29 protein-coding genes, 1 tRNA gene and 1 other RNA gene are annotated in these 24,599 nt (G+C 32.9%); 23 read left to right on the top strand and 8 right to left on the bottom strand.

The window, feature by feature from the left end; translation table 11 throughout:
- Positions 1–8: 8 nt before the first annotated feature.
- Complete coding sequence (locus OA85_RS02960; protein WP_039108013.1) at positions 9–1,430, bottom strand: ATP-dependent RecD-like DNA helicase; 1,422 nt, start codon at positions 1,428–1,430, stop codon at positions 9–11.
- A gap of 153 nt (positions 1,431–1,583) precedes the next feature.
- On the opposite strand from OA85_RS02960, the gene OA85_RS02955 reads away from it, so the two are divergent.
- Complete coding sequence (locus tag OA85_RS02955; RefSeq protein WP_039108012.1) at positions 1,584–2,405, top strand: DUF3822 family protein; 822 nt, start codon at positions 1,584–1,586, stop codon at positions 2,403–2,405.
- Positions 2,402–2,998: an RsmD family RNA methyltransferase gene (locus OA85_RS02950; protein WP_039108011.1), complete on the top strand. Its 597-nt coding sequence runs from the start codon at positions 2,402–2,404 to the stop codon at positions 2,996–2,998. Before OA85_RS02955 ends, OA85_RS02950 begins: the two co-directional genes overlap by 4 nt.
- A 78-nt stretch (positions 2,999–3,076) precedes the next feature.
- On the opposite strand, the gene OA85_RS02945 is transcribed toward OA85_RS02950, so the two are convergent.
- Positions 3,077–5,191, bottom strand: a complete 2,115-nt coding sequence (locus OA85_RS02945) for an outer membrane beta-barrel family protein (RefSeq protein WP_039108010.1) — start codon at positions 5,189–5,191, stop codon at positions 3,077–3,079.
- 137 nt (positions 5,192–5,328) lie between these two features.
- Here OA85_RS02945 and OA85_RS02940 point away from each other — a divergent pair, with 137 nt between their 5' ends.
- The gene (locus tag OA85_RS02940) at positions 5,329–6,687 is read left to right on the top strand and encodes a sensor histidine kinase KdpD (RefSeq protein WP_039108008.1); all 1,359 of its coding nucleotides are present in this window, start codon (positions 5,329–5,331) and stop codon (positions 6,685–6,687) included.
- Positions 6,688–6,698: 11 nt separating this feature from the next.
- Positions 6,699–7,388, top strand: a complete 690-nt coding sequence (locus OA85_RS02935) for a response regulator transcription factor (RefSeq protein ID WP_039108007.1) — start codon at positions 6,699–6,701, stop codon at positions 7,386–7,388.
- A 9-nt stretch (positions 7,389–7,397) separates the two neighbouring features.
- On the opposite strand, the gene OA85_RS02930 is transcribed toward OA85_RS02935, so the two are convergent.
- Together OA85_RS02930 and rnpB are read right to left on the bottom strand one after the other, a co-directional pair.
- The gene (locus OA85_RS02930; RefSeq protein WP_039108006.1) at positions 7,398–8,318 is read right to left on the bottom strand and encodes a ketopantoate reductase family protein; all 921 of its coding nucleotides are present in this window, start codon (positions 8,316–8,318) and stop codon (positions 7,398–7,400) included.
- A gap of 178 nt (positions 8,319–8,496) precedes the next feature.
- An RNA gene (gene rnpB / locus OA85_RS17000) (RNase P RNA component class A) lies at positions 8,497–8,814 on the bottom strand.
- A gap of 119 nt (positions 8,815–8,933) precedes the next feature.
- Here rnpB and OA85_RS02925 point away from each other — a divergent pair.
- The 4 genes from OA85_RS02925 to OA85_RS02910 all read left to right on the top strand — a co-directional run bounded on the left by OA85_RS02925 (position 8,934) and on the right by OA85_RS02910 (position 12,419).
- Positions 8,934–9,233 (top strand): hypothetical protein, encoded by a 300-nt coding sequence (locus OA85_RS02925; protein WP_039108005.1) that lies wholly within the window; start codon positions 8,934–8,936, stop codon positions 9,231–9,233.
- 98 nt (positions 9,234–9,331) lie between these two features.
- Positions 9,332–10,444 carry a class I SAM-dependent methyltransferase gene (locus OA85_RS02920; protein ID WP_039108004.1) on the top strand — a complete coding sequence of 371 codons (1,113 nt, stop codon included), beginning with the start codon at positions 9,332–9,334 and terminating at the stop codon, positions 10,442–10,444.
- Between the two features lie 236 nt (positions 10,445–10,680).
- Positions 10,681–11,766, top strand: a complete 1,086-nt coding sequence (dnaX, locus tag OA85_RS02915; protein ID WP_039108003.1) for a DNA polymerase III subunit gamma/tau — start codon at positions 10,681–10,683, stop codon at positions 11,764–11,766.
- 278 nt (positions 11,767–12,044) lie between these two features.
- Positions 12,045–12,419, top strand: a complete 375-nt coding sequence (locus OA85_RS02910; protein ID WP_231557071.1) for a DNA polymerase III — start codon at positions 12,045–12,047, stop codon at positions 12,417–12,419.
- 22 nt (positions 12,420–12,441) lie between these two features.
- Here OA85_RS02910 and OA85_RS02905 read toward each other — a convergent pair whose 3' ends face one another.
- From OA85_RS02905 to OA85_RS02890, 4 genes are all read right to left on the bottom strand, one after another.
- Entirely contained in the window at positions 12,442–13,023 is a 582-nt protein-coding gene (locus OA85_RS02905; RefSeq protein WP_039108001.1) for a TMEM175 family protein, read from the bottom strand.
- A gap of 8 nt (positions 13,024–13,031) precedes the next feature.
- Positions 13,032–13,922, bottom strand: a complete 891-nt coding sequence (locus OA85_RS02900) for a Ppx/GppA phosphatase family protein (protein WP_039108000.1) — start codon at positions 13,920–13,922, stop codon at positions 13,032–13,034.
- A gap of 68 nt (positions 13,923–13,990) precedes the next feature.
- On the bottom strand, positions 13,991–16,060 hold the full coding sequence (gene ppk1, locus OA85_RS02895; RefSeq protein ID WP_039107999.1) for a polyphosphate kinase 1: 2,070 nt from the start codon (positions 16,058–16,060) through the stop codon (positions 13,991–13,993).
- A 5-nt stretch (positions 16,061–16,065) separates the two neighbouring features.
- The gene (locus OA85_RS02890; protein WP_039107998.1) at positions 16,066–16,551 is read right to left on the bottom strand and encodes a histidine phosphatase family protein; all 486 of its coding nucleotides are present in this window, start codon (positions 16,549–16,551) and stop codon (positions 16,066–16,068) included.
- A gap of 530 nt (positions 16,552–17,081) precedes the next feature.
- Here OA85_RS02890 and OA85_RS02885 point away from each other — a divergent pair.
- The 15 genes from OA85_RS02885 (at position 17,082) to OA85_RS02820 (ending at position 24,590) form a co-directional block, all read left to right on the top strand.
- Positions 17,082–19,202, top strand: coding sequence for a DUF11 domain-containing protein (locus OA85_RS02885; protein WP_039107997.1), 2,121 nt, complete (start codon positions 17,082–17,084; stop codon positions 19,200–19,202).
- Positions 19,203–19,210: 8 nt separating this feature from the next.
- Positions 19,211–19,747: a DUF3164 family protein gene (locus OA85_RS02880; protein ID WP_052257128.1), complete on the top strand. Its 537-nt coding sequence runs from the start codon at positions 19,211–19,213 to the stop codon at positions 19,745–19,747.
- A 122-nt stretch (positions 19,748–19,869) separates the two neighbouring features.
- Positions 19,870–20,076, top strand: a complete 207-nt coding sequence (locus tag OA85_RS02875) for a hypothetical protein (protein ID WP_039107996.1) — start codon at positions 19,870–19,872, stop codon at positions 20,074–20,076.
- Positions 20,077–20,087: 11 nt separating this feature from the next.
- Positions 20,088–20,154 (top strand) — tRNA-OTHER (locus OA85_RS02870).
- 21 nt (positions 20,155–20,175) lie between these two features.
- The gene (locus OA85_RS02865; RefSeq protein ID WP_039107995.1) at positions 20,176–20,472 is read left to right on the top strand and encodes a hypothetical protein; all 297 of its coding nucleotides are present in this window, start codon (positions 20,176–20,178) and stop codon (positions 20,470–20,472) included.
- Complete coding sequence (locus OA85_RS02860; RefSeq protein WP_039107994.1) at positions 20,459–20,818, top strand: hypothetical protein; 360 nt, start codon at positions 20,459–20,461, stop codon at positions 20,816–20,818. The genes OA85_RS02865 and OA85_RS02860 overlap by 14 nt, the downstream gene beginning before the upstream one ends.
- A gap of 1 nt (position 20,819) precedes the next feature.
- Positions 20,820–21,041, top strand: coding sequence for a hypothetical protein (locus OA85_RS02855; protein WP_039107993.1), 222 nt, complete (start codon positions 20,820–20,822; stop codon positions 21,039–21,041).
- Positions 21,028–21,171 (top strand): hypothetical protein, encoded by a 144-nt coding sequence (locus tag OA85_RS17325; protein WP_156129403.1) that lies wholly within the window; start codon positions 21,028–21,030, stop codon positions 21,169–21,171. The genes OA85_RS02855 and OA85_RS17325 overlap by 14 nt, the downstream gene beginning before the upstream one ends.
- Positions 21,172–21,510, top strand: a complete 339-nt coding sequence (locus OA85_RS02850) for a hypothetical protein (protein WP_039107992.1) — start codon at positions 21,172–21,174, stop codon at positions 21,508–21,510.
- Positions 21,507–21,815 carry a DUF4406 domain-containing protein gene (locus OA85_RS02845; RefSeq protein ID WP_039107991.1) on the top strand — a complete coding sequence of 103 codons (309 nt, stop codon included), beginning with the start codon at positions 21,507–21,509 and terminating at the stop codon, positions 21,813–21,815. The genes OA85_RS02850 and OA85_RS02845 overlap by 4 nt, the downstream gene beginning before the upstream one ends.
- Complete coding sequence (locus tag OA85_RS02840) at positions 21,815–22,264, top strand: hypothetical protein (RefSeq protein WP_039107990.1); 450 nt, start codon at positions 21,815–21,817, stop codon at positions 22,262–22,264. Before OA85_RS02845 ends, OA85_RS02840 begins: the two co-directional genes overlap by 1 nt.
- Before the next feature lie 25 nt (positions 22,265–22,289).
- Entirely contained in the window at positions 22,290–22,748 is a 459-nt protein-coding gene (locus OA85_RS02835) for a hypothetical protein (RefSeq protein WP_156129402.1), read from the top strand.
- Positions 22,749–22,758: 10 nt separating this feature from the next.
- Positions 22,759–23,130 carry a hypothetical protein gene (locus OA85_RS02830; RefSeq protein WP_052257127.1) on the top strand — a complete coding sequence of 124 codons (372 nt, stop codon included), beginning with the start codon at positions 22,759–22,761 and terminating at the stop codon, positions 23,128–23,130.
- A gap of 214 nt (positions 23,131–23,344) precedes the next feature.
- Positions 23,345–24,307 carry an RNA-directed DNA polymerase gene (locus OA85_RS02825; protein ID WP_039107987.1) on the top strand — a complete coding sequence of 321 codons (963 nt, stop codon included), beginning with the start codon at positions 23,345–23,347 and terminating at the stop codon, positions 24,305–24,307.
- Positions 24,294–24,590: a hypothetical protein gene (locus OA85_RS02820; protein WP_039107986.1), complete on the top strand. Its 297-nt coding sequence runs from the start codon at positions 24,294–24,296 to the stop codon at positions 24,588–24,590. Before OA85_RS02825 ends, OA85_RS02820 begins: the two co-directional genes overlap by 14 nt.
- Positions 24,591–24,599 lie beyond the last annotated feature (9 nt).

Below are 24,599 nucleotides of genomic sequence, written 5' to 3'. Positions count from 1 at the left end.
TAAAAAAATTACTCTACAAAATTTTCATCCTTAAAGCCTATCAAATATAATTTATTTTTTGCTCGGGTCATTGCAGTGTACAACCAGCGAATGTAATCTCTATTAATTCCATCCGGTAAATACGGTTGTTCTATAAAAACAGTATTCCATTGTCCACCTTGTGATTTATGACACGTAATTGCATACGAGAATTTCACTTGTAAACCGTTGAAATATTCGTTGGCTTTTACTTTTTGGAATTTTTGGAATTTGGTTTCGCCTTCGTAATCTTTCAAGACTTCCTGATACAATCGGTTGGATTCTTCATAGGTTAAAGATGGCGATTCGCTTTTTATGGTGTCCATTAACAATACCGTTTCAAACGGAATCTGATTGGGATAATCAATCATTCGTATTTTTACTTTGGCAAACTTAAAACCATATAATTCTTTGATATTGAAAATTTCCAATATTTCGATAATATCACCATTGGCAATAAAACCCGCCTCATCAGAATCTTTCAACCAAAAATAATTGTTCTTTACCACCATCAAGAAATCTCCGGTTGAGAGTTCGCTTTCTTTATCGAGGATTTTAGTTCTGATTTGCTCATTATATTGATTCGCTCTTTTATTGGAACGAACAATAAAAGCGGTATCTTCAATACTGTAATTACTGTAGGCGGAATTGATGGCATCCTGAATATCATACCCATCGGTCAACCGAACAATATCTTTAAATTTTTTGATATCAAATTTGAATTCATCGATAAAGGAATCTTTCAATAACTCCCGAAGTTCGGTTGCGTTATGCAAAATCCCGGAACTTTCTTCCTGACGCATGACTTCGTCCAATTCGATATGTTCTATTTCCTTATCATAATTCATTCCCAAAGTACGAATGTCCAAAGCGGGACTAATATCCAAATTCACCGGAGGCAACTGAGCGGTATCACCCAATAATATCATTTTGCAATTAGTTCCCGAATATACATACGAAATCAAATCATCCAATAAAGAACCGTTTTCATATAACTTAGAATCGGAATTGGTATCCGAAATCATCGAAGCTTCATCGACTATGAAAATCGTATTCTTGTGTTTGTTTTGTTGCAACGTAAACGAAACGCCACCACCGGAAGATTTCTTGGGAAAGTAGATTTTTTTATGAATCGTAAAAGCAGGTTTGTTCGAATAATTAGCAATCACTTTTGCTGCACGACCAGTTGGCGCCAACAAGACATATTTTTTATTGATGTCCAATAAACTATTTACAATCGTAGAAATAACGGTTGTTTTTCCAGTTCCTGCATATCCTTTTAAGACGAAAATGGTCTTATTATCGGCTTCGGTTAAAAAAATAGCGATTTTTTGAAAAAAAATATCTTGTTTATAAGTGGGCTGAAAAGGAAATTTTCTTTGTAAAAGACTGTAAAACAAGGAGGAATTCATGTGAAGTTGATTGCTATAAATGAACATCAAATATAAGTATGAAAATCGAGGCAATCGCATAAATTGGCATTAGAATCAAAAAAAATTGTAAGTTTGTGACCGCATTTAATTCTTGTACTATATATAAGGTAGAAATGGATTGAAAATCAAATTATGTCAATACAAAATACGAACATCACCGAAAAAAAATATAAAAAACTGTCCATTCAAGTTTCCTTGACTGGGCTTTCTTTTTGTTGTTTTGACACGCTAAACAATACCGTAACTTCATTTAACGAAGTGCATTTTGATACGTTTCATAAAGCCACAAAAATTGAAGAATTGTTTGGTGATGCATTTCGGGATTATCCGGAATTAAAGGATTCGTATGATGAAATTTTAGTTATTCACAATAATAATCTTTCTACTTTTGTTCCCACAGCTCTTTTTGATGAGAACTTTTTAGGAAGTTATTTGCAATACAATACCAAGGTTTTTGAAACTGATTTTTTTGCTTTTGATGAAATTCCAAACTATCAAATGAATGCGGTTTATATTCCGTATGTGAATATCAATAATTTTTTTATTGACCAATTTGGTTCTTTTGATTACAAGCATGCCAATAGTATTTTGGTTTCGAAACTTTTGGTTGCCTCCAAAAATAAGGATGAGAAAAAGATGTTCATTCACATCAATTCTGGTCATTTTGAAATCATTGTGGTTCAGAACCAAAAATTATTGCTTTTCAATTCTTTTGATTACAACACGCCAGAAGATTTCTTGTATTACATCTTATTTACTGCCGAACAATTGAATTTAAATCCCGAAAACTTCCCATTGGAATTAATCGGAAATATTGATGCCGAAAGTGATTATTTTAAAATCGCTTACAAATACATTCGTAACGTTTCCCTCATAGATGTGGAAGATTTGCGATGGAACAATTATTTTTCTGAGGCCGAAAACAGAAATCATTTTATACTTTTCAACTCATGAGAATCATTTCAGGAAAATACAAAGGAAGACGCATTTTTCCACCAAAAGGCTTACCCGTTCGTCCCACTACCGATATGTCTAAAGAAGCATTATTCAATGTTTTGAACAACCATTTCAGTTTTGAAGGACTAAAAATATTAGATTTATTCTCCGGAACCGGAAATATCAGTTACGAATTTGCCTCCAGAGGAAGCACGCCGATTACCTCTGTTGATGGTGATTTTGGTTGTGTAAAATTCATTAAGCAAGTCGCAGCCGAATATGATTTTAATATTGCAGCTACCAAAAGTGATGTTTTTACCTATTTAGAAAGATGCAAAACGTCTTATGATATTATTTTTGCTGACCCACCTTATGCATTAGATCAAAAGACTTTCGAGAAAATTATCTTATTAGTTTTCGAAAAAGAATTGCTTAATGAAGAAGGAATGATGGTAATCGAACATTCAAAATATACCAAACTAGATCACATGATTCACTTTTCGTTCCAAAAAAGTTACGGAGGTTCTATTTTTAGTTTCTTCGAAATTGGTTCTGGTGATAAAGAAGATTCTGAAAGTGAATCAGACCAAAACGATGGTGAAGAAGAATAATTTCGATAATATATTAAACAGAAAAGCTCTTGTAATAACAAGAGCTTTTCTGTTTTTATTAAGTCCAAAAAATTTAATCTATCGAATTCTACTCGAGTTTTCATCAATATTTTTCTCCTTAAATTCAGTGTTTTTTATTTTTCCAAAGGAATATTTTACTGAAAAGGAAACTAAATTTGAATCGGTATAATAAATTCCTTTTGCGGATATATTGTTAATAGTAAAATTTTCATAAAATTTCATTTGCCTGAAAATATCATTATAATTTATTGCACAATCAAAGTGTTTAAAGAGCGTTTTAGAAACTGCAAAATTCATTGTAAACAAAGCACTTCTTTCAAAAACTCCTTGCTGTTGTCTTGTCAAACCCCAACCTGTTAATGCTACTTTTATTCCTTTTGGCAATTGGAACGAATGATTAGAATAGTAATATAAATATGGTTTGACATCATTTAAAATGGCTTGCTTATCTTCAATTTTACTCAAGGAAAAATTTAAAGTATTGGTTGTTGTCCAAAATTTATGTTTAAATGGAAGCGTAAATTCTAAATTAAAACTGGTTTCTTTCTGAAAATTTGTGGTTTTGAAAGTCAATATGTTTTGAGAAGTATCATAAGAAGAACCGTAATAAACCGGATTGTTAATTTTGTTATAGCTCACTTTTACCGATTTGTCTTTATACTGATAACTTAAAGCAACTTCATCCGTAATTGTTGGATCCAGATTGATATTATTAGACCAAACAAAATAGGGATTTATATATGCTGAAACTTGACTTGTAGTCGAAAAGTTAGGTCTTAAAATACTTTTAGCATAATTGAAATTAATTGTATTTGTACTGTCTATCGGAATTTCGACTGTAGCTTTTGGAAATAGATTGATGTAATTTTTATCGATTAATAAAGCCTTTTCTGATTGATATTTCCCTTTTGCAATGGTATTTTCCGCTCTCAAACCAAAGGAATAATTTACTTTTTTGATGCTTCCGGAAAGTTGGGAATAAATAGCAATGTTCTTTTCTATATATTTATAATCTGAATTTATTGTACTGCTTGGATTTACATTTTCTACTAAAAAGTTAGTGTTAGAATTTGCCTGAAGGTAAAGTGTTCCAAGTTCCAACTTCATTTTATTTTTAAACTCTTTTTCGAAATCAGATCTTCCCGAAAAAACTCCAATACTTATTTTTTGATTTCTATTTTGTGATAGTTGAAAACCGGTATTATTATAATTATTAGAAATTATGCTGGCAACTTCCTGATTGAACTTAGAATATTGAAAACCCGAAAATAAAACCCCATCGATACTTTTTATTTTATGATTGTAGTTTAAAAATCCATTAGAAAAGTTTCTATATTCGTCATTAGCATTAAAAGTATTGACTGTATTAATTGTACTTTGCTGCTCATTATAGGTATCAGTTATAATATTAAAAATGTCTTTTTGAGTTCTTCTGTTAAAATTTAAAGACAAATAATCATCTTCATTAATTTTATAGAAAACACCACCTCCAAAAATAAATTGTGGTCGTTTCGTAACTGCTGTAACCAAATAATTTGAAATAATAGCATTCGATGGAATCTCAAAATCATTGCCGTTACTTTCCCAAACTTTAATTTGATTGTAGTTAAAATTAGCTTTAAACTCGAATTTGTTTTTCTTTAAACTCGAATTAATTCCTAAATAATTATTGAAATGTTTTTTAAAAGATGCCACTTCAGATAAAGTAGTTTGGAAACCCTCTTTTTTACTAAACTTTCTGGTAATTAAAATAACTGCTCTTCCCGATGCTTCATATTTAGAAGATGGATTATTAATAATTTCAATAGTTTTAATTGCATCAACTGATAAGGTATTCAAATCATTCATTCCTACTTTTTGATTATCGATGTAAATCAAAGGATTTCCTTTTCCTATAATCGTAATGTTTTCCTTATCAGCACTAACTTGAATATTGGGTAATTTTGCCAATAAATCTATTGTATTAGGAATTGAATTATAAATAGAATTGGCGATGTCAACTTTAATATTTCCATTTTTGTTGGTAAACAATTTACTTTGGCCACTTACAATTACTTCGTTTAATTTGGTAGAAATACTGTCTTTTGGAGTTCCGCTTTGTCCATATCCAAATCCTGATATAAAGAGACAAATTGCAATGATGCTATATTTAATTCCAGTGGTTCTTTTCATGTAAAATTGTAATTATGTTCAAAACATTGCAAAAATGCTTCTAAATACACACTACATAAGTTAATCGAAGGTTAATGCGAGGTTAATGACTAAATTGAATAATAAAAGACTTATTTTTGAATTGTATTTTTTAACAAATGAAACAACGAATCAATTTATTAATTGCGTTTTCTGTCATCGCTTTGATAGCGTTATCGGTTGTGCAATGTTATTTGGTAAAAACAACTTACGATTATAAAGTGGCTCAGTTTCATTCGGAAATTAAAGAGGAAATTGCTACTATTTCAAATGATTATAGCGATATTGATTCGACGATTGTCAACAAAAAAGACTTGCTTTATAAACAGTTAGCGGAGCATTATATTCGTGATAAAAAAACCAAATTTAAAATTAAAAGTGCTTTGCTTCAAAATCAATTCAGAGGCGAATTGACCCGAAAATTACAGCTTAAATTTGAAAGAGAAATTCCAAATATCTTAATAGATTTTGCCATTGTCCTTAACAAGTTTATCATTTATAACAGTCGAAAAAAAACAGACACTATTTTTTCAGAAAAACCACTTATAAAAAATAAATTATATGGAAATTTAGCTTCTTTGGATAATGCCTTTTTAGTCCGAAATTATGTTGGAACAACCAGTGGCTCTTCACAAATGCAGGATTATAAATTGCTTACTGAAGATTCTATGTATGTTTCTGTAATGGATTGGGAAACCATAATTCTAAAAAGAATGAGAATGGTTTTATTTTTATCCCTACTTTCAATTCTAACCTTAATCACTCTTTTCGTAATAGCTATCAAAGCATTAATAAAACAAAAAAAGGTAAATGATGTTAAAACTGATTTTATCAATAACATCACCCACGAACTCAAAACACCATTGACCACTTTGGGGATTTCCACTAAAATATTGGAACGAAAAGACATTCGGGACAATGAAGTCCAATTCAACACTATTCTTCATACAATTACACGTCAAAATAATCGTTTGCAAAATTTGATTGACCAAGTAATGTCAAATTCATTGGGTGAAAACGAAATTGAATTACGAAAAGAAGCAATTGATTCGGATATTTTTTTGAACACAATTATTGGAGATTTCAAAATTTCAAACCCTAAAATCAATCTCATAACAGACTTCAATACTTCAAAAACAACTTTGTCATTAGACCAATTCCATTTAACAACTGCCATTCAAAATGTACTTGAAAATGCAGTGAAATATGGCAGCACCACTATCACCATTAAAACAGAATTAATCCAAAACCAATTTAACATCAGTATTAAAGACAATGGAATTGGGATTGCTAAAAATAAGCATTCTTTATTATTTGATAAATTTTATAGAGTTGAGCAAGGCAATTTGCATGATACTAAGGGACTGGGATTAGGACTTTATTATGTAAATCAAATTATAAAAGCACATCAAGGTTCAGTCGCGGTTATCAGTGATTTAGGAAAAGGCGCTGTTTTTACTATTATGTTTAAAGTCTAATATATTCACAATTGAAAAAAATACTTTTAGCCGAAGACGATTTTGATTTTGCAAGTGTTCTAAAACAATATTTAGAGTTGTATGAGTATGAAGTAACTTGGGCACAAAACGGAGAAGAAGCATTGGTTATTTTCCAATCGGAGACCTTTGATATTTGTGTTTTTGATGTCATGATGCCAAAAATGGATGGGTTTACTCTTGCCGAAAAAATCATCAAAATCAATCCTGAAATTCCTTTCATTTTTCTAACGGCAAGAAAGCTAAAAGAGGACAAAATCATTGGATTAAAATTAGGTGCCGATGATTATATTGCTAAACCTTTTGAGGCGGAAGAACTTGTTTTACGATTGAATAATATCTTAAAAAGAAGTCAACAAAAACAAACTCTTTTTTCAAAAATAGATGAATTGCCAATTGGTTCTTATGTATTCGACACGAAACGTCTGTCCTTAAAAAACAGTATTAAAATACAACAACTTACAGAGAAAGAAGCGGCTCTCATTCATTTTTTTTACATCTATAAAAATCAAATGATAAAAAGAGAACAAATCCTAAAAGCGATTTGGGGCAATGACGATTTCTTTTCGGGAAGAAGCATGGATGTCTATATCAGTAAAATTCGAAAATATTTCAAAGATGATTCTCGAATCAGTATTGAAAGCGTTCGGAATATTGGGTTAGAATTTAAGATTGAAAACTAAAATTTCTTTTTATCCCATCAACTTCTCTAAAATCATTTGATATATTGGTGTTGCAACACCGTATTTTAAACCTTCCTTTACCACATATTCTGTCAAGGAAACTACTTCGGTATTTCTACCAGCCAACAAATCCCTGTGCATCGATGAAGTGGCATCTTGCGGAGATTTTTCCAGTTTGACAATCGTTTGTGCAATAATATCATTTGGCATCGCTAATTCTTTTGCGGCAGCGACTGCACTAATCTCATTTAGCAATGAAATATAAATTGATTTGTTAGCAGGATTCTTTAAAATTCCTCCAATATTCTGATTCAAATACGAAGTAGCCGAAGCCAAGGCTGAAATAAAAATAAATTTTTCCCAAACCGTTTCTTCGATGTTTTCAACTAGATAACTTTCGATAGCAGCCTTTTCGAAAATGGATTGCAATTGATTTAATTTTGAAATTGACGCAGTTTTTGAGCCAAAAAATAATTTTTCATAGTGACCAATTTTCTTGATAATCCCTGGCGATTCAATCATCGAAACAATGTAAACACAACCTTGTAATACGGTAGTTTTAGGAAATAACGATTGTATGCGTTCCGTAGCATCAACACCATTATATAAAGGAAAAATTACCGTATCTGGAGTAATACAGTTTTTTATAGATTCAAAACTGGATTCGATATCATAGGTTTTAGTAGCGCAAATAAGGTAATCCAGTCCCCCTATTTCTTCTGGATCGTTAGAAACTAAATTTGGAAAAACAATAACTTCATTAGTATCAGAAATAATTTTTAATCCATTTTGGGCTATTATTTTTTGGGTTTCACCACGAGCAATAAATATGATTTCTATTGTATCAGAATCAAGGTAAGCTTTGGCCAATAATCCTCCGAAATAACCACCTACTCCACCCAATCCTAAAATTCCTATTCTTGTTCTCATAGTATAAGTCTATTATAAATCAATATTCAAAGTGAACCACAAAGATAATTAATCAAACTTGCCACAAAGGTACGAAGGCTCAAAGAAATTGAGTTATTGGCAAATAATTCTAAAAATATAAAGTATAAAAAGGAGAGAAAAAAAGGTAGTGTTTTTGCGCCTTTGCGGCAAAAAAATAAAAAAATGCAGACCTATAAGCCGGATTCTGTCCCCGATAAATCGGAGCCTTATCATTTATCTAGATCCCGTATTACTACGGGACTCAAGCTATCTACCCTTCAACAACGGACGAGAAGCCCTTAAATGCTGATATACTTGATATTTCACCGCATAGAGTTTACCTGGTTTCACTACAGCATTACCTGTACATACTTTCTGTTGCACTTGTCCTGAATTGATTGCTCAACCCGACGGGCGTTACCCGTTATGCTTCCCTATGGTGTCCGGACTTTCCTCCCTTTTGATTGCTCAAAACGACGATAAGGCGGTCTGCGGTGCGAATTTACAACATTATAATCCTTTATTTTGGTTTTAGATTATTTACTTTAACAACTCTTTGACAATGAATTCATAATAAAATAGTTACCTTTAAGCATTAACCATAAATCTACTATTATGTCAAACATATATCATTATGCCAGTGTTTCTAAAGCCTTAGATGACTTGAGTGAAATGGGATTTACGTTTGATTTTAATCTTCATGAGGAAGACATTATCAAAAACCCACATCGCTATGAAATCGAACACATCTATCGATACGAAGGAGATAGTAGTCCTGATGATGAAGCAACTGTTTACGGTATAAAATCCAGTTCCGGTAAAAAAGGAGTTTTTGTAGCTGGTTTTGCGGCAAATTCAGAGAATGATGCGGCAAGAGTTTTGAATGAAATCAGCATTAAAGGAAGAAACAAATAAAAATATATTTGGTTTATTTCGGCCTCTTTTTTTAGTTTTATAAAGGCTATTTGTAATTTATTTATCAGAAAAACTTCATGATTTAATTTATAAATCCCATGTTGCTTTCCGAAATAATAATAGAACGAATCAAAAAAGAAGGTCCAATATCTTTTCGGGATTTTATGGAGATGGCATTATATTATCCGGAATTGGGATATTATAATTCTGCTCAAAACAAGATTGGGGCGGACGGTGACTTTTACACCAGTGCCAATCTTACTGCCGCTTTTGGAGCTATGATTGCGCGCCAAATAGAAGAAATGTGGCTAAACTTAGAAAAAAAACCTTTTAAAATTGTTGAATATGGTGCCGGTACAGGATTATTGTGTCATGATATTTTAGACTATCTCAAGAATAATAACTCTTTATATAAAAACGTAACCTATTGCATTATCGAGAAAAGTGCCAGCATGCGGGAAATACAAAAGAAACACTTGCATGAAAAAGTAAACTGGTATAACTCCATTCAAGATATTCCTGAAATAAACGGCTGTATTTTATCCAATGAATTGATTGATAATTTCTCCATTCATCAGGTAATTATGGAAAAAGAACTTAAAGAAGTGTTCGTAGACTATAAAGAGGAATTTATTGAAATTCTGAAACCTGCAAAAAAAGAACTCACCGATTATTTAACTGCATTAAAAGTACAATTGCCAGAAGGATTTCGCACCGAAATTAATTTGGAGGCCGTATCTTGGATTAAGGAAGTTTCTCAATATTTACAAAAAGGGTATGTAATTACCATCGATTATGGTTCATTATCATCTGAATTATACAACAGTCGTAGGAGTTTCGGTACGCTTTTATGCTATTACAAACACCACAAAAACGACAATCCATATCAATTTATTGGACAACAAGACATAACAACGCACATCAACTTTTCAGCAATATCGCATTGGGGTTCGCAATTCGGAATGGATAGTTGTGGAATCGTGGATCAGGCACAATTTTTATTGGCACTGGGTATCAAAGAATATCAAAATTCAATTTTAAATAACAACTCAAATAATTTGGCATTGGCCATGCAAGAATCACTTATTAATTATAGATTACTGATCGATATGGGAATGAAATTCAAAGTATTGATACAACAAAAAGGAGTACCTGAATATCAACTATCTGGTTTAAAACTTTCGAATTCATCAAGAACCGTTCTTAGTTAACAATCCTATCAGATTTCGAAATATTTGATATTTTTGAAATTACAATTTATTAGGAGCAATTTCCAGCTATCCGCTGCAATCTTATTCGCCGAACCCCGGCTCACAAGGATTTCCACTTTTATCTGGGCTAGGGAATTTGGGAACTAAAAACCATTTGAAAAATTATAAAATCTTTCAAGCTGCAAATTTTTCCATCATTAAATTAAAACCTATATTTGCTTTCGAATAAAAATTCTATGGAACAATTTGTAGTATCGGCACGTAAATATCGTCCTCAAACATTTAAAGATGTTGTAGGGCAAAAAGCCATTACCAATACTTTATTGAATGCCATAGAAAGCAATCACCTTGCTTCTGCCCTATTATTTACAGGACCTCGTGGGGTTGGTAAAACAACTTGCGCCCGTATTCTGGCCCGAAAAATTAATCAGCCAGGATATGATGATCCAAATGAAGATTTCGCTTTTAATGTTTTCGAATTAGATGCTGCTTCAAACAATTCTGTTGATGATATCAGGAATTTAATTGACCAAGTCCGTATTCCGCCACAAACGGGACAATACAAAGTGTATATTATTGATGAGGTACACATGTTGTCTTCGGCAGCTTTCAATGCTTTCTTGAAAACACTGGAAGAACCGCCAAAGCATGCCATTTTTATATTGGCCACGACCGAAAAACATAAAATTATTCCAACGATACTTTCTCGTTGTCAGATATTTGATTTCAAAAGAATTACTGTAAAAGATGCCAAAGAACATCTTGCCGAAGTTGCCACCAGCCAAGGTGTAAATTTCGAAGATGATGCTTTGCATATTATTGCACAAAAAGCGGATGGAGCGATGCGTGATGCTTTGTCTATTTTTGACCGAGTAGTTTCTTTTTGCGGAAAAGATTTAACACGTCAAGCCGTTACGGAGAATTTAAATGTTTTGGATTACGAAACATACATCAATGTAACTGATTTGATTCTGGAAAATAAAATCCCAGATTTATTAATCGCTTTCAATGAAATCCTTGCCAAAGGATTTGATGCGCATCATTTTGTATCCGGATTAGCTTCCCATTTTAGAGATTTATTGGTTTCTAAAACACCTTCTACTTTATCTTTATTAGAAGTTGGAGAACAAGCGCAACAAATGTATGGCGTGCAAGCACAAAAATGCAGCCAAGACTTTCTTTTAAAAGGAATCGAAATTGCAAATGATTGTGATTTAAAATACAAACTGAGTCAAAATCAACGACTTCTTGTTGAACTTTGTCTGATGCAACTTGCCTCTATCACTTTTGATGGAGAAAAAAAAAAGTTGAGCAATTTATAATTCCTCCTACTTATTTTAGAAAGAACGATTACTCAATTGTAGAAAGTCCAAAAGCTAAAGTAGAAAGTAGTGCAAACACTCTAATTGCAGCGACAGTTCAAGAAAAAGAGCCGGAAGCTATAGTTAGTACCCCTGCAATTCCAGTTCCAACTCCTGCAGTAAAAATTGACATTCCACAATATAATGAACCAAAGGTTTCTGCTTTTTCATTAGCTAGTATTCGTGCAAAAAAAGCATTAGAAGAAAGCAATAAAGGAATAGTAAAAGAAGCTGTTCATTTGCCAACGGAATCTTTTACCGAAACGGAAATGTTATTGTATTGGAATAAATATGCACAACGTTTAGGGGACAAAGGATATAAAATTATGGAATCGTTATTACTTATCAACGATCCTAAATTAAACGGAACTGCCATCACGATTGAATTGCCAAATGAAGGTTCTAAATTGGATTTTGAAAAAGAATTGAATGGACTTTTAGGGCATTTGAAAGGTCATTTACACAATCATGATATTACTATAGACGTTATTGTAAATGAAAGTGTTGAAATCAAAAGAAGCTTTAATGACCAAGACCGATACAACAGGCTTCTTGAAATAAATCCAAATATTGAACTCTTACGAACAACATTTGGATTAGATTTAGATGTATAATCTTATGCAATAAAAAATTATCTCATTCCTTTGAATTGATAACTTTTTCAATTCTTTTATCAGGCACTAGCCAAATTATTGCTACTATAATATAAATTGAAGCAGCTAGCATTTCATAAAAAAAGGAAATTACTATTGCGCTTAGGTACAAAAGGTTTGATATTTTCCCTTTAAAATTTTTTCCAAGTGCTTTTGCCAATATAGAATTTTCTCCTTCACTAGATATAATTATATTTTGAAGAAACCAAAAGGCTACTGCTGCGAAAAACAGAATTACTCCATACAATGTAATGGTAGCTTTAGCAAAATTATGTTCCCCCATCCATCCTGTAGAAACTGGAATTAGTGACAACCAAAATAACAAATGAAGATTTGCCCAAAGAATTTTACCATTTACTTTAGTAACACTTTGCAGCATGTGATGATGATTATTCCAGTATATGCCTACATAAACAAAACTCAATATGTAGCTTATAAATTTAGGGAAAAGGGATAGCAAATCGCTAAAATTTTCTCCTTCTGGAACTTTTATTTCCAGTATCATAATGGTAATTATGATAGCCAAAACTCCATCACTAAAAGCTTCAAGTCTATTTTTATTCATTTTAAAATTTATATTTTACCGTAATACATGGCTTTTACTATACCATCCGAAAGTCCAATTTTAGGTACATATATATTTCTAGCTCCACTCCATTTCATCGCATTTAGATAAATTCTGGTCGCTGGAAGAATTACATCGGCACGATCTGGATTCAATCCTAATTCTGAAATTCTTTGTTCGTAAGAAAGAGAATTCAAGAAAGCATACTGGGAATTCATATAAATATAAGACAAAGGTTTTTCCTGAATTTTCCCAGACATTTTAAAAAGTTTGTTAATGTTTCCCCCAGAACCTATCAAAGTAACTTCATCATATTCTAGAGTATTTGTTTTTATCCATTTTTCAATTTCATCCCAAACAACATCACAAACCATATCATTCAACAACCGAACTGTTCCCGCTTTGAATGATCTGGAATTTATCATCTTACCATTAGAAAACAAGGTAAATTCAGTACTCCCACCACCAACATCCACAAAAAGATACGTTTGATCAGTTTTTAATAAATGATGCAAATCAGTAGAAGCGATTATTGCTGCTTCCTTTTTCCCATCGATGATTTCTATTTTGATATCTGCTTTTTTCTTAATCATTGCCACAACTTCTTTGCCATTATAGGCTTCACGCATCGCCGAAGTTGCAAATGCCATATAACGTTCTACTTTATGCACTTTCATTAATAGATTAAATGCTTTCATGGCGTCACACATTCTTTCCATATTCTCTTGAGAAATTTCACCTACCGTAAAAGCATCTTGTCCCAAACGAATTGGTACACGTACAAGGGAACTTTTATTAAATTGTGGTTCTTTTCCTTCTTGTTCAACTATGTTTACAACCAATAGACGCATCGCATTTGAACCGATGTCTATTGCAGCATATTTTTTTAATTTAATCATTCTTAATTTATGATTTGAATTTAGTTTCTTATTTTATTCGAGGACAATAGCAAATATGAAACCACTTTTTAAACAATTTCTTCTAAAACGTCAATTTTATTTCGATAATATTTATACGTTTCTAATTGCGCTCTAAAAACTGGATTGTGATTTCTTACTCTATATTTATTATCTAATTTATAAGAATGATATCTCGCTTTTACATTTCCTTTCCAACCTAAATCGAAATTATCAATGAGTTCATTTTTAATTTCCTGATCATAAATAGGGCAAGTAACTTCTACACGACCATCCAGATTTCTAGTCATAAAATCCGCTGAGGAAATGTAAACCTCCGTTTGTCCGGCATTCCCAAAAATATAAATTCTGGAATGTTCCAGATAATTATCCACAATACTTATTGCTTCAATGTTTTCACTCATCCCAGGAATTCCAGGTATCAATGAACAAATACCTCTAATTTCCAGTTGTATTTTTACTCCTGCATTACTGGCTTCATATAATTTATCAATCATTTTAAAATCTGATAAACTATTCATTTTTAATTTTATATGTGTCTTTCTTCCCGCTGAAGCATGTAAAATTTCTCGATCTATCAGTTTATAAAATCTAGTTCGGGTGTAATGAGGAGAAACTATAAGATGTTTGTATCGATGTACTCTATAATTAATATCGAAAAATTCGAAAATTTTTGTAATGTCTTTTAGAATTTGTTGGTGACTTGTAAAAAGAGTCACATCAGTATATACTTTTGCCGTTGATTCATTAAAATTTCCGGTAGAAATAAAACCATAACGTTTGATTTTATCATTCTCGGTTCTTTCAATAACACATATTTTACTGTGAACTTTTAGTCCTTTTATTCCAAAAATAAGTTCAATTCCTTCCGTTTTCATTTGTTCTGCATACGAAATATTAGAAGCTTCATCAAAACGAGCTTGTAATTCGATTTGAACAGTCACTTTTTTTCCATTTTTGGCAGCATTTATAAGTGAACTTATAATTTGAGAATTTTTTGCCAATCGGTATAACGTAATTTTTATAGAAGTTACTTTTGGATCAAGAGCCGCTTCCCGTAAAAATTTAGTGAGATAAGAAAAAGATTGATAAGGCGCATTTAAAAGATAATCTTTAGTACTAATTTTTTCTAATATACTTCCTTCGAGACTTAATCCAGGAATCGGCAAAGGTTCATTAGTTTGGTACAATAAATCGAATCTGCCCAGATTTGGAAAATTCATATAATCACGTCTATTATGATATCTACCACCAGGAATAATACTGTCAGTAGTAACAATTTTCATCTTATCGAGAAAAAATTGAAGTGTATCTTTTTCTATCAACTGGTCATAAATAAAACGAACCGGCTCTCCTATTCTTCTGTCTTTTACACTTGTAGAAATTTTTTCAATCATACTTTTACTCAAATCACTATCGATGTCTAATTGCGCATCTCTGGTAATTTTAATCATATGCGCTGAAACACTTTGGTAATCGAAAATATTAAAGATACTTTTCAAATTATGTCTAATCACATCATCAAGAAGAATCACATATTGTTTTTCATTATTAGAAGGCAAAACAACAAATCGATTAATTGTTTTTGGAATTTCAATAACTGCATATCGAACTTCAGAGGTATGATTCATAACCAATTTTACAGCCAAATATCCTAAAGTATCTTTCAACAAAGGAAATTCAGCTAAATCATTTAATATAATGGTCACTAATTCCGGACTTAATTTTTGAATAAAAAAATCTTTTAAATAATTTTCCTGTTCTCTGGAGATTTCATTTTCATTTATAATAAATATGTTTTCCGTCTCTAATTTTGCCTCTATAATATTTAAAATACGTAGACTTTCGGATTGTTGCTGAATTACTATTTCGGTGATATCTTTTACTAATTGTTGCGCTGATATCCCACCTAAATATTTCTCTCCGGATATCCCTGAGAGACTTAATCTTCTGATAGCGGCAAAACGAACTCTGAAAAATTCATCCATATTATTCGAAAAAATACCTAAAAATCGTAATCTATCCAATAACGGTACTGAATCATCTGCGGCTTCTTGAAGTACTCTTGCATTGAATGCTAACCAACTTTTTTCTCTATCAATATATTTATGTTCTAACACTTTTTTTATTTTAATTCTTTGGGAAATATTATTTTTTTTGTTTTGCCTTTTTTAATCCTATCCCAGTTGTCGGTGTCAAATTGTAAAGACACAAATCCAGCTGTAGGAACATTATTAATAAAAGCATCTCCAAATTTATTAACAAAATTTGTAATAGCCTCGTTATGTCCAAAAAGAATCACACTTTCTATACCATTGTCACAAGATTTAATAACTTTTTCTAATTTATTTTCATCAAAGGTGTAAAGCTCGTCTTTATAATCAATGCATTCTATGGGATATGATATGTTTTGCGCAAAAATTACTGCCGTTTCCGAGGCTCTTTCTGCCGAACTACTCCAAATCATATACGTTTTAGGGATAAAATCACTAATATGTGAGGAAACAAGGTGTGCATCTTTCATTCCTTGATTTGTTAAAGGTCTATCTTTATCATGTAATGGAGCCTCCCAACTTGACTTCGCATGCCGAATTAATATTAAGTTTTTCATGCTTCTATTTTTTTATATAAAAATATTTTTGTCAGTTTTTTTGAGATTACAAATTACAATTTTTTTTTTAATTCTAATTTTTATTAAAATACTATTTTGAAATAGAAAAATAATTTTAAATTATTTTTCTTACAAAAAAAATTGAAGCAAAATTGTTTCTAAAAATAACTTAAATAAGATTATTCCTAGCTTAATTTATCAAAAAATGCACTTAATCCGATATTTATGCATTTAATCGTCTTTTTTATTTGTTAATAAAAAATAAAAAATATAGCTTTGAATTGTTAAATTTTTAACACTCATCATCAGTTTAAGTAAAAAATAAATCAGAAATATTCATTATAACATCTTTTATTATTATTTTTTAACAAGAAATGTCGTTTCAACGAGTATTTAGGTTGTTTAAAGATAAAATTGTAAATAATAATTTTATGTAAGTAATTTTGTAAAAAATTTGAATTTTCAACAAATTCTAAAATTTAAAAATGATTGCCATTGCCCAAATTTACTATTAAATTTATCTATTCCGCATGAGAAAAAAATTACCCCAAACTAATGTTAAAAATACCGTAAATTATTATTCATTTACCATTTCTTTTTTAATTTCTTTATTTTCTTTATCAGTTTTTGCAGAAGGTACACCTACACTTTCTCCTAATGCAAATAACATTACTGCTGTATTGAGTGCACCAGATTTATCAAATGGTTCATACTTCAATGCACCTGAAGACAATAGAATTTATTTCAATATTGCAAATGCATCTACAGAAAACCTATATTTTGGTTTTGACTGGAGACAATATGCCACAGGAAATCCAGGAAGATTAAACAATGTATATTATCGTATTAGAAGACCAGATGGTTCTATTGCGGTTACTGCTTTATGGAATAATAATACTGGTGTCCCAGGTAGTATTGACAGCCATGCCCAAGCTTTAGCTGGACCAAATATTGGAGGTTTAACAACCGGATATTCTCCATTAGTTTATGATCCAGATGTAGCTGGAGAGCACTGGATTGAAATTTACAGAAGTAATGATGGTGGTATTACGCCATTAACAGCTTCTTCAGACAGAGCTGTTGGTGCTTTATTTGATATGACAGTCGCAAATAATTCCGGAACTTTCAATAAAAAAAGTGGTCGTTTACATTCTGACAAATGGGGTTTTGTCGCTGTATCACCAACTTATGGAAACTTAACAACAGCAACTTCTGAGTCAAATTTTTATGCTTATACCGATGATAGAGTAGTATTATTTATTGATTTTAATCCTGGATTTGAACCCATTGCATTTAATGTAGCTGTTAATAGTTATGGAGTTTCTCAAACGGGTAGTTTTAATATTACCCGTAGATCAGTAAACGCAGCTACTTCACCATCATTATTAAATGGTTTTAAAGTATTTTTAAATAATCCTGACCCAAATTTATATCCTGTAGCATCAATACCTGCAGCGCCAACTTTCCTAAATCCTGCAATAATTAATTGTGGACCATACCTGATACGTTTTAATACTTCAGAGGCCGGAGATGTAAAATTATTCTTTAATTTAAATGGCGTTTCAGGATATCAAGCAGGAACAAGCGATAGAATACTTGAGGCTTTAAGTTTACCCGCAGGAAATAACACAATCTCTTGGGATGGTCTTGATGGATTAGGTAATGTAGTAAATGATGGCTCTACAGTAAATTTAACTTTAAACTTTCTTAAAGGCCGATTTAATCTTCCATTATATGATGTAGAATTAAATATAAATGGATTTAATGTATCTTCAATTGCTCCAATTGCAATTGCAAATTCTCAAATGTTTTGGGATGATTCACAATTAACAAATGTTGGGACAAATTGTGAAAATGATGGCAGTACATCCGAAAATAATTTAACTGGTGCTGGATTAGATAATTCCTTAGTTGGGACTACAAGTCCTGCTCGTGCCTGGAGTGCAAATGGGAATTTACTTCAAACTATTCCTGCACCTGCCGTTGGTTCAAACGAAACTGATGGAACTACATGTAATGACTATGGAAATGTTAGATTACTTAATACTTGGGGTTGGGGTTTAGCCAGTGCTAGTGTAAGTACAAATATTTTTAAAGGATGTTCCGATTTAAAAGTCGTTAAAACGGTTAGTAATTCAAATCCAACTTTTGGAAGTGATATTACTTTTACAATTACAGCAAGTAATTTAGGAATCAGTAATGATACTAATGTTGTAGTAAATGATGCCATTCCTAATGGCTATACTATTCTTAGCGTTACTCCTTCCGTAGGTTCCTGGTCTGCTCCAAATTGGACAATAGGAAATTTTGCTAATGGAGCTACAGCAACTTTAACGGTAGTCGCAAAAGTAAAAACAGGAGGGACATCTTATGTTAATACAGCAACAATTTCCGGAACAAATAGTGATCCTGTTTCTAATAATAATACATCAACATCAACTCCTGTCCCAGGAAATTCAACTGTCGGAATCACGCTTTCTGGTACCAATGTAATAGTAGCCGCAGGTACACCTGCCGGTTCGTATTCTTTGGTATACCGAATCTGTGAAGTACTTAATCCAACCAATTGTGATAATGCTACCGTTACTGTTACCGTTACTGCTCCTGTAATTGATGCAATTAATGATGCAGGAATTTTAAACTCGCATTAGCGTCTGAGGTGTTATCCAATGCCAAAACAGAAGCGTTTCAGTACTTCGAGGACATCTTGAAACTAAAGTCAGAAGTCTTTGGAGTCAAAGAAAAACAGCAGTCACACACTTTCTCTTTTGATCGTGGCGAAGTGCAAATAGGCTACCGTATTACTGACGGTTGGGATGATACGGTAAACGCCGGGATTGCTAAAGTAGAAAAATACATAAGCTCCTTAGCAAAAACTCCTGAAACCGCTGATCTAGTAGACATGGTTTTTAATCTCTTGAAAAAAGATGCTAAAGGAAATTTGAAAGGCTCAAGAGTATTAGAGCTTCAAAAATTGGCCGCTAAAAGAAATAATGAGGATTTTACCGACGGTGTTGATATCATCTCAAAAGCATACAAGCCGGTGCGCTCGGTTTGGTTTGTTGAAGCGGCACTAATTGACGAAAACAAAAACAAAACTCCAATACCATTGTCTATGTCTGCGGTTGATTTCTCAAAAGGCTACAAGTTTGAGTTTTACAACGAGTCAATTCCTCAGCAAGATGCATCAGAGTAATCCATATATAAGCACAATAATCCTGTTGGTTATTGTGCTAATTATGACCAACATTAAGCCGATACTGATATTCAGAGAATGGCTTCACTTTAAACTAAAGATAACCTATAAACAGTACATCAATGAGCGTAACGATAACCATAATACCACTAACTGATCACGAAAGCTACAACGTAAATGGGCATACTGTTTTTAAAGATAGCGCAGAACAATGGATTTCAAGAACTGACATGTCAGACAACGAGCTTCGAGCATTCAGAAGATATAAAACGGCGGTAATTGACAATCCAAGATTTAAAAGACACACGAAAGCAACTTACAAGGTTTAGTTAATTCGGTTTCCCGAGTAACTCAGTTGGTAGAGTGCCTTAAGTGGCTGGTCGCGGGATCGAAGCCCGCCTCGGGAGCAAATTTAAAACAAAAATAAAATGAATCCATCACACTACTACCTAGAGGCCAATAACGCTCTACAAACTAAGAATAAACTACAGGCAGAGTTTGCAAGTTATCTACAATCGCTCAGAGGCAAACTAATTGATGCCAGTAAGCTAAATCTACTTTCTCATAGAATATTAGAAAAGCAAGCCGAACTCAATGCAAAATACCCCCGCTGCACACCTCTTAATATTTCTTTTTGGCATCCCGGAGGTAGCAAAAAACTAGTTATTTCAGGGTTTTACGGAGTTACTTTTTCTATAAATGACGCCTATTATGACAACAACTAAAAAACCATATCTATACGAGGGACAAGGTTCCGCAATAGACGACTACAACCGCCCACAAAAGCGATTGCAAACCATTGTACAAGGTGGCAGAGGCCAAATCAAAAGCAACTGGGGATTATTTGATAAAAATAACCAACAACACAAAGCAATCTTATCACTGCTTCGTCAAGTACAATGGGTTGTCCCTAATGGAAAATGGGGTGAAGTTCCAGACATAAACAGATTGAGCGAGTTTTTAAAGAGTGATAAATCACCAATTAATAAGCCATTAAAAAAGATGGAACCGCAAGAGGTTTCCAAAATAATAGTTGCATTAGAAGGAATTGTAAAATCAAAATATAAGTAAGATGGAGGTAATAGAAGCAGGAATTCAAATATTTAATTTACTAATGGCATTCGGAGGTTGCTTTTTTATTGGTTACATCGCCTGTATTTATAAAGAGCCAAAGCGAAAAAAGAAACGAAAATCAAAATTTCCAAAATGTGATTGTAAAGATCCAAATGACTGCTCAAAATGGTGTCACGCTAAAGAGCTCTTTACAAAAGATTCAGCCGATGGAAAACTATAGCATCACCGAAGTATGTCCCCACGATATAGCCGAAATAAGAGTAATAGAAAGCGTTGGGACTTGTGAAACAACAGTACTCGTTTGCGCGGAATGTGGCGAACAATTAGAAAAACCTAAAACAGAATGTTAAATGAAAATAGAACTAAAACTTACAACTGACGAAATAAACTATTTGGAGGGAAAATGTTTTTTGATTCAGGCAATGGATTTTAGGAATTTAGATCAACAGTCAAAAAAGACCTATACCATTATGATTGATGTTTTGGATAAAGTAACGGCTAAAGCTAAAAGCATCAATCGCCGTTTAGATTTATTCGACCAAAAAAAGAAATCTAAAATAACACTGAAGTATCACGAAGCTTACATATTGGAGGCATTTATACAGGGTTTTTTTAAAGCAGAGACGGACCCTTATAAGATTAACATCGCCCGAATAATAATAAGTCAATTAAACCAAAAACTCGCATGAACAAAACAATCTACATAGCCGGGAAAGTAACCGGACTACCTGCAGAACCAACCGCACTCAAATTCAAAGAAGCACAAGACGAACTCGAGGCAAAAGGCTTTGATGTCATAAATCCCATTGAGCTTATAAATAACCCAAAAGAAGACTGGGACGTGGCAATGAACAAATGTCTTGAAGCCTTAGAATATTGTGACGCTATTTTTATGCTGCCGTGTTACACCGATAGCAAAGGCGCAATGATTGAGCACAGAACCGCCACGAAATTAGGAATCCAAATTTATTACGAACTGGAAACGATTATTTGATGGAGCAATTAATCACCTATACCATTAAGAGCCGAAACTCAAGTAATATTTGGGTGTTTAAATATCATTTAAATGGGGTTCTAGAATCCTTTAGAGCTCTCGACGGGATACTGAATGAGGCACAAATTGACTGGCTGTTTACAAAGGGAAAATTCCCGCACCAGGAGGAACATATAAAGCACTGGCAAAAGAAACTGAAAGCCAACTTTGAAATAATAGTTGGAGAGCCAGACTTGTCTTTTGAAGCACTTTGGAAACTGTACGATCATAAAATTAAAAGGGTTGAAAGCGAAAAGGCTTTTAATAAAATGAAGCCCGCCGATGTAATCAGATGTTTCCAGACCGTCAAGCATTATGACAATTATGTAGCCAAATCAAAAGTTGGCAAAGCGCACCTATCCACATTTATTAACCAACGCTACTTTGAAGATGAGTGGCAAAAAGTGTAATCAAGTAATTAAACAACAAATAAAAATGAGTAAAACAATGCAAATCAATCCGCCACAAGGATTCAAGTTTGAGTCAGTTGACCAATCGTCAGGAGCTATTAACTTGGTAGAAATACCAAAAGACATCAAAGAACGCATTAAAACCTTTGTTGATGTTCTTCTTGTTTTGAACATTGACGGCAAGGAATTCTTAGAGCAAACCAAAAATCTTCCTGCTGACGAACTAGCTTATAAGCAACTAAAATTAATTGTCCAGGCATTCAATGAAGGTTGGACTCCAGACTGGACAAATTCAAGTCAGGGTAAATATTATCCTTGGTTCAAAATGGGTTCTCCTTCGGGTGGCGGTTTTTCGTCCTACGACTACGTTCGCTGGCTCGCGGATTCGGCTGTCGGCTCGCGCCTTTGCTTCAAATCGGCTGATTTAGCAAAACATTCAGGGCAATTATTTGAGAGTATTTACAAAGATTTTTTAACCGTTTAAAACCACAAAAATGTACACAGAAATTAAAACATTCGAAGACGCTTGCAAGGCTATTAATGTAGAGCCGACTATTATTCCAGATTTTTCATTTTTTCCTGAATCAGACAGACAGGCAATGATTGACCACGCCAAATTAGTGATAATCGCCAAAGCTATCAACGGCGACTGGGTACCAGACTGGACAAATGGCGAATGGGATAAATACTATCCTTGGTTCGAGATGGGTTCTCCTTCGGGTGGCGGTTTTTCGTACGACGACTGCGCTTACTGGTACACGGTTTCGGGTGTCGGCTCGCGCCTTTGCTTTGAATCGAGAGAAAAGGCAATATATGCTGGACAGCAATTTGAGGACCTATACAAAAGCTATTTTGTAAAAGCATAAATAATTGAGGTTGTGTGGTGTCGTTGCTGTAGTTCTCCTTCAGGTGGCAGTTTTTCGTACAACGACTACGATAACTGGAACACGAATTCGAATGTCAGCTCGCACCTGAGCTTAAAATATTAAACACCACAGACCTTGCCAACACGGCAAAAAATCACATTCTTAATAGGTTCGTTAGTAGAGCAATCGAAAGCGAGCCAATCAAAGCAAAGTAATGAAACGACTCAATAATATATACAGTCAAATTACATCCATTGACAATCTAAGGATTGCTGAAGCAAAAGCCCGAAAAGGCAAAGCCAATCAATACGGTGTCAAAATTTTTGACAAAGAACCCGAAAGCAATATTTTCAAACTTCATGAAATGCTTTTAAACAAAGGGTACAAAACTTCTGAATATACAACCTTCACCGTTTTTGAACCAAAAGAAAGGCTTGTTTTTCGCCTTCCTTACTTCCCTGACCGAATCACCCATCATGCCGTAATGAATGTTTTAGAGCCAATATTTGTAAAGGTTTTTACAAATGATAGCTATGCTTGTATTAAAGGAAAAGGCATACATGCAGCTTCTAAAAATATTAAACTGGCATTGCGGGACCAGAATAATACAAAGTACTGTTTAAAGTTAGACATTGTGAAGTTCTACCCTAATGTAGATCATGATATACTAAAAGCGTTACTTCGAAAAAAGTTCAAGGACAATGAACTACTTTGGTTACTGGATGAAATTATAGACAGTGCCGATGGTTTGCCTATTGGCAACTATTTAAGCCAGTATTTTGCTAACTTCTACCTTACTTATTTTGACCACTGGATCAAAGAAAACAAAGCCGTAAAATATTACTTCAGGTATGCCGATGACATCGTAATTCTATCCAACAACAAACCTCATTTGCATGAACTTTTATTCGAAATTAAACAGTATTTAATGACTAATTTAAAACTGGAAGTAAAAGACACTTATCAGGTGTTTCCCGTCGAAGATCGTTCGATTGATTTTATAGGTTATAAGTTCTATCACACTCACACTTTGCTTCGAAAATCGATTAAAAAAAGATTTGCTAAGGCAATATCTAAAACAAAAAACAAGGCAACTATAGCCGCTTATATGGGATGGGCAAAACATTGCAATTCCAAACATTTACTCAAAAAATTACTACCCAATGACAGCATTTAAAGATTTAGGCATAAAAGCAGAACTATCCACTTTTACCGGTGACAAAATAAAAATAGATAAATTATTAAACGCTGAAATATCCGTTTTAGATTATAAGATTGAAGATTCAAAAGTTAAAGCCGGGACAAAGCTATTAATCCTCCAATTGGCAAAGTCTGGAACAAAACACGTTCTATTTACTGGCTCGACTATTCTAATGCAAATGATACTGAAAGTGCCAAAAGACAAATTTCCATTCACAACAACAATAATAAAAGAATCAGAGCATTTAGAATTCACTTAAAAAATTAAA

This window comes from Flavobacterium sp. AED, assembly GCF_000812945.1.
Classification (GTDB): domain Bacteria; phylum Bacteroidota; class Bacteroidia; order Flavobacteriales; family Flavobacteriaceae; genus Flavobacterium.
Note: the sequence above shows the minus strand (reverse complement) of the source record. Positions and strands in the feature narration are given on the sequence as shown.

What these genes read in the sequence shown, in the direction of transcription:
- OA85_RS02960 (WP_039108013.1), bottom strand. Translation starts at nt 1,430, where the DNA reads ATGAATTCCTCCTTGTTTTACAGTCTTTTACAAAGAAAATTTCCTTTT.
- OA85_RS02955 (WP_039108012.1), top strand. Translation starts at nt 1,584, where the DNA reads ATGTCAATACAAAATACGAACATCACCGAAAAAAAATATAAAAAACTG.
- OA85_RS02950 (WP_039108011.1), top strand. Translation starts at nt 2,402, where the DNA reads ATGAGAATCATTTCAGGAAAATACAAAGGAAGACGCATTTTTCCACCA.
- OA85_RS02945 (WP_039108010.1), bottom strand. Translation starts at nt 5,191, where the DNA reads ATGAAAAGAACCACTGGAATTAAATATAGCATCATTGCAATTTGTCTC.
- OA85_RS02940 (WP_039108008.1), top strand. Translation starts at nt 5,329, where the DNA reads ATGAAACAACGAATCAATTTATTAATTGCGTTTTCTGTCATCGCTTTG.
- OA85_RS02930 (WP_039108006.1), bottom strand. Translation starts at nt 8,318, where the DNA reads ATGAGAACAAGAATAGGAATTTTAGGATTGGGTGGAGTAGGTGGTTAT.
- OA85_RS02925 (WP_039108005.1), top strand. Translation starts at nt 8,934, where the DNA reads ATGTCAAACATATATCATTATGCCAGTGTTTCTAAAGCCTTAGATGAC.
- OA85_RS02920 (WP_039108004.1), top strand. Translation starts at nt 9,332, where the DNA reads ATGTTGCTTTCCGAAATAATAATAGAACGAATCAAAAAAGAAGGTCCA.
- dnaX (WP_039108003.1), top strand. Translation starts at nt 10,681, where the DNA reads ATGGAACAATTTGTAGTATCGGCACGTAAATATCGTCCTCAAACATTT.
- OA85_RS02905 (WP_039108001.1), bottom strand. Translation starts at nt 13,023, where the DNA reads ATGAATAAAAATAGACTTGAAGCTTTTAGTGATGGAGTTTTGGCTATC.
- OA85_RS02900 (WP_039108000.1), bottom strand. Translation starts at nt 13,922, where the DNA reads ATGATTAAATTAAAAAAATATGCTGCAATAGACATCGGTTCAAATGCG.
- OA85_RS02890 (WP_039107998.1), bottom strand. Translation starts at nt 16,551, where the DNA reads ATGAAAAACTTAATATTAATTCGGCATGCGAAGTCAAGTTGGGAGGCT.
- OA85_RS02885 (WP_039107997.1), top strand. Translation starts at nt 17,082, where the DNA reads ATGAGAAAAAAATTACCCCAAACTAATGTTAAAAATACCGTAAATTAT.
- OA85_RS02875 (WP_039107996.1), top strand. Translation starts at nt 19,870, where the DNA reads ATGAGCGTAACGATAACCATAATACCACTAACTGATCACGAAAGCTAC.
- OA85_RS02865 (WP_039107995.1), top strand. Translation starts at nt 20,176, where the DNA reads ATGAATCCATCACACTACTACCTAGAGGCCAATAACGCTCTACAAACT.
- OA85_RS02860 (WP_039107994.1), top strand. Translation starts at nt 20,459, where the DNA reads ATGACAACAACTAAAAAACCATATCTATACGAGGGACAAGGTTCCGCA.
- OA85_RS02855 (WP_039107993.1), top strand. Translation starts at nt 20,820, where the DNA reads ATGGAGGTAATAGAAGCAGGAATTCAAATATTTAATTTACTAATGGCA.
- OA85_RS17325 (WP_156129403.1), top strand. Translation starts at nt 21,028, where the DNA reads ATGGAAAACTATAGCATCACCGAAGTATGTCCCCACGATATAGCCGAA.
- OA85_RS02850 (WP_039107992.1), top strand. Translation starts at nt 21,172, where the DNA reads ATGAAAATAGAACTAAAACTTACAACTGACGAAATAAACTATTTGGAG.
- OA85_RS02845 (WP_039107991.1), top strand. Translation starts at nt 21,507, where the DNA reads ATGAACAAAACAATCTACATAGCCGGGAAAGTAACCGGACTACCTGCA.
- OA85_RS02840 (WP_039107990.1), top strand. Translation starts at nt 21,815, where the DNA reads ATGGAGCAATTAATCACCTATACCATTAAGAGCCGAAACTCAAGTAAT.
- OA85_RS02835 (WP_156129402.1), top strand. Translation starts at nt 22,290, where the DNA reads ATGAGTAAAACAATGCAAATCAATCCGCCACAAGGATTCAAGTTTGAG.
- OA85_RS02830 (WP_052257127.1), top strand. Translation starts at nt 22,759, where the DNA reads ATGTACACAGAAATTAAAACATTCGAAGACGCTTGCAAGGCTATTAAT.
- OA85_RS02825 (WP_039107987.1), top strand. Translation starts at nt 23,345, where the DNA reads ATGAAACGACTCAATAATATATACAGTCAAATTACATCCATTGACAAT.
- OA85_RS02820 (WP_039107986.1), top strand. Translation starts at nt 24,294, where the DNA reads ATGACAGCATTTAAAGATTTAGGCATAAAAGCAGAACTATCCACTTTT.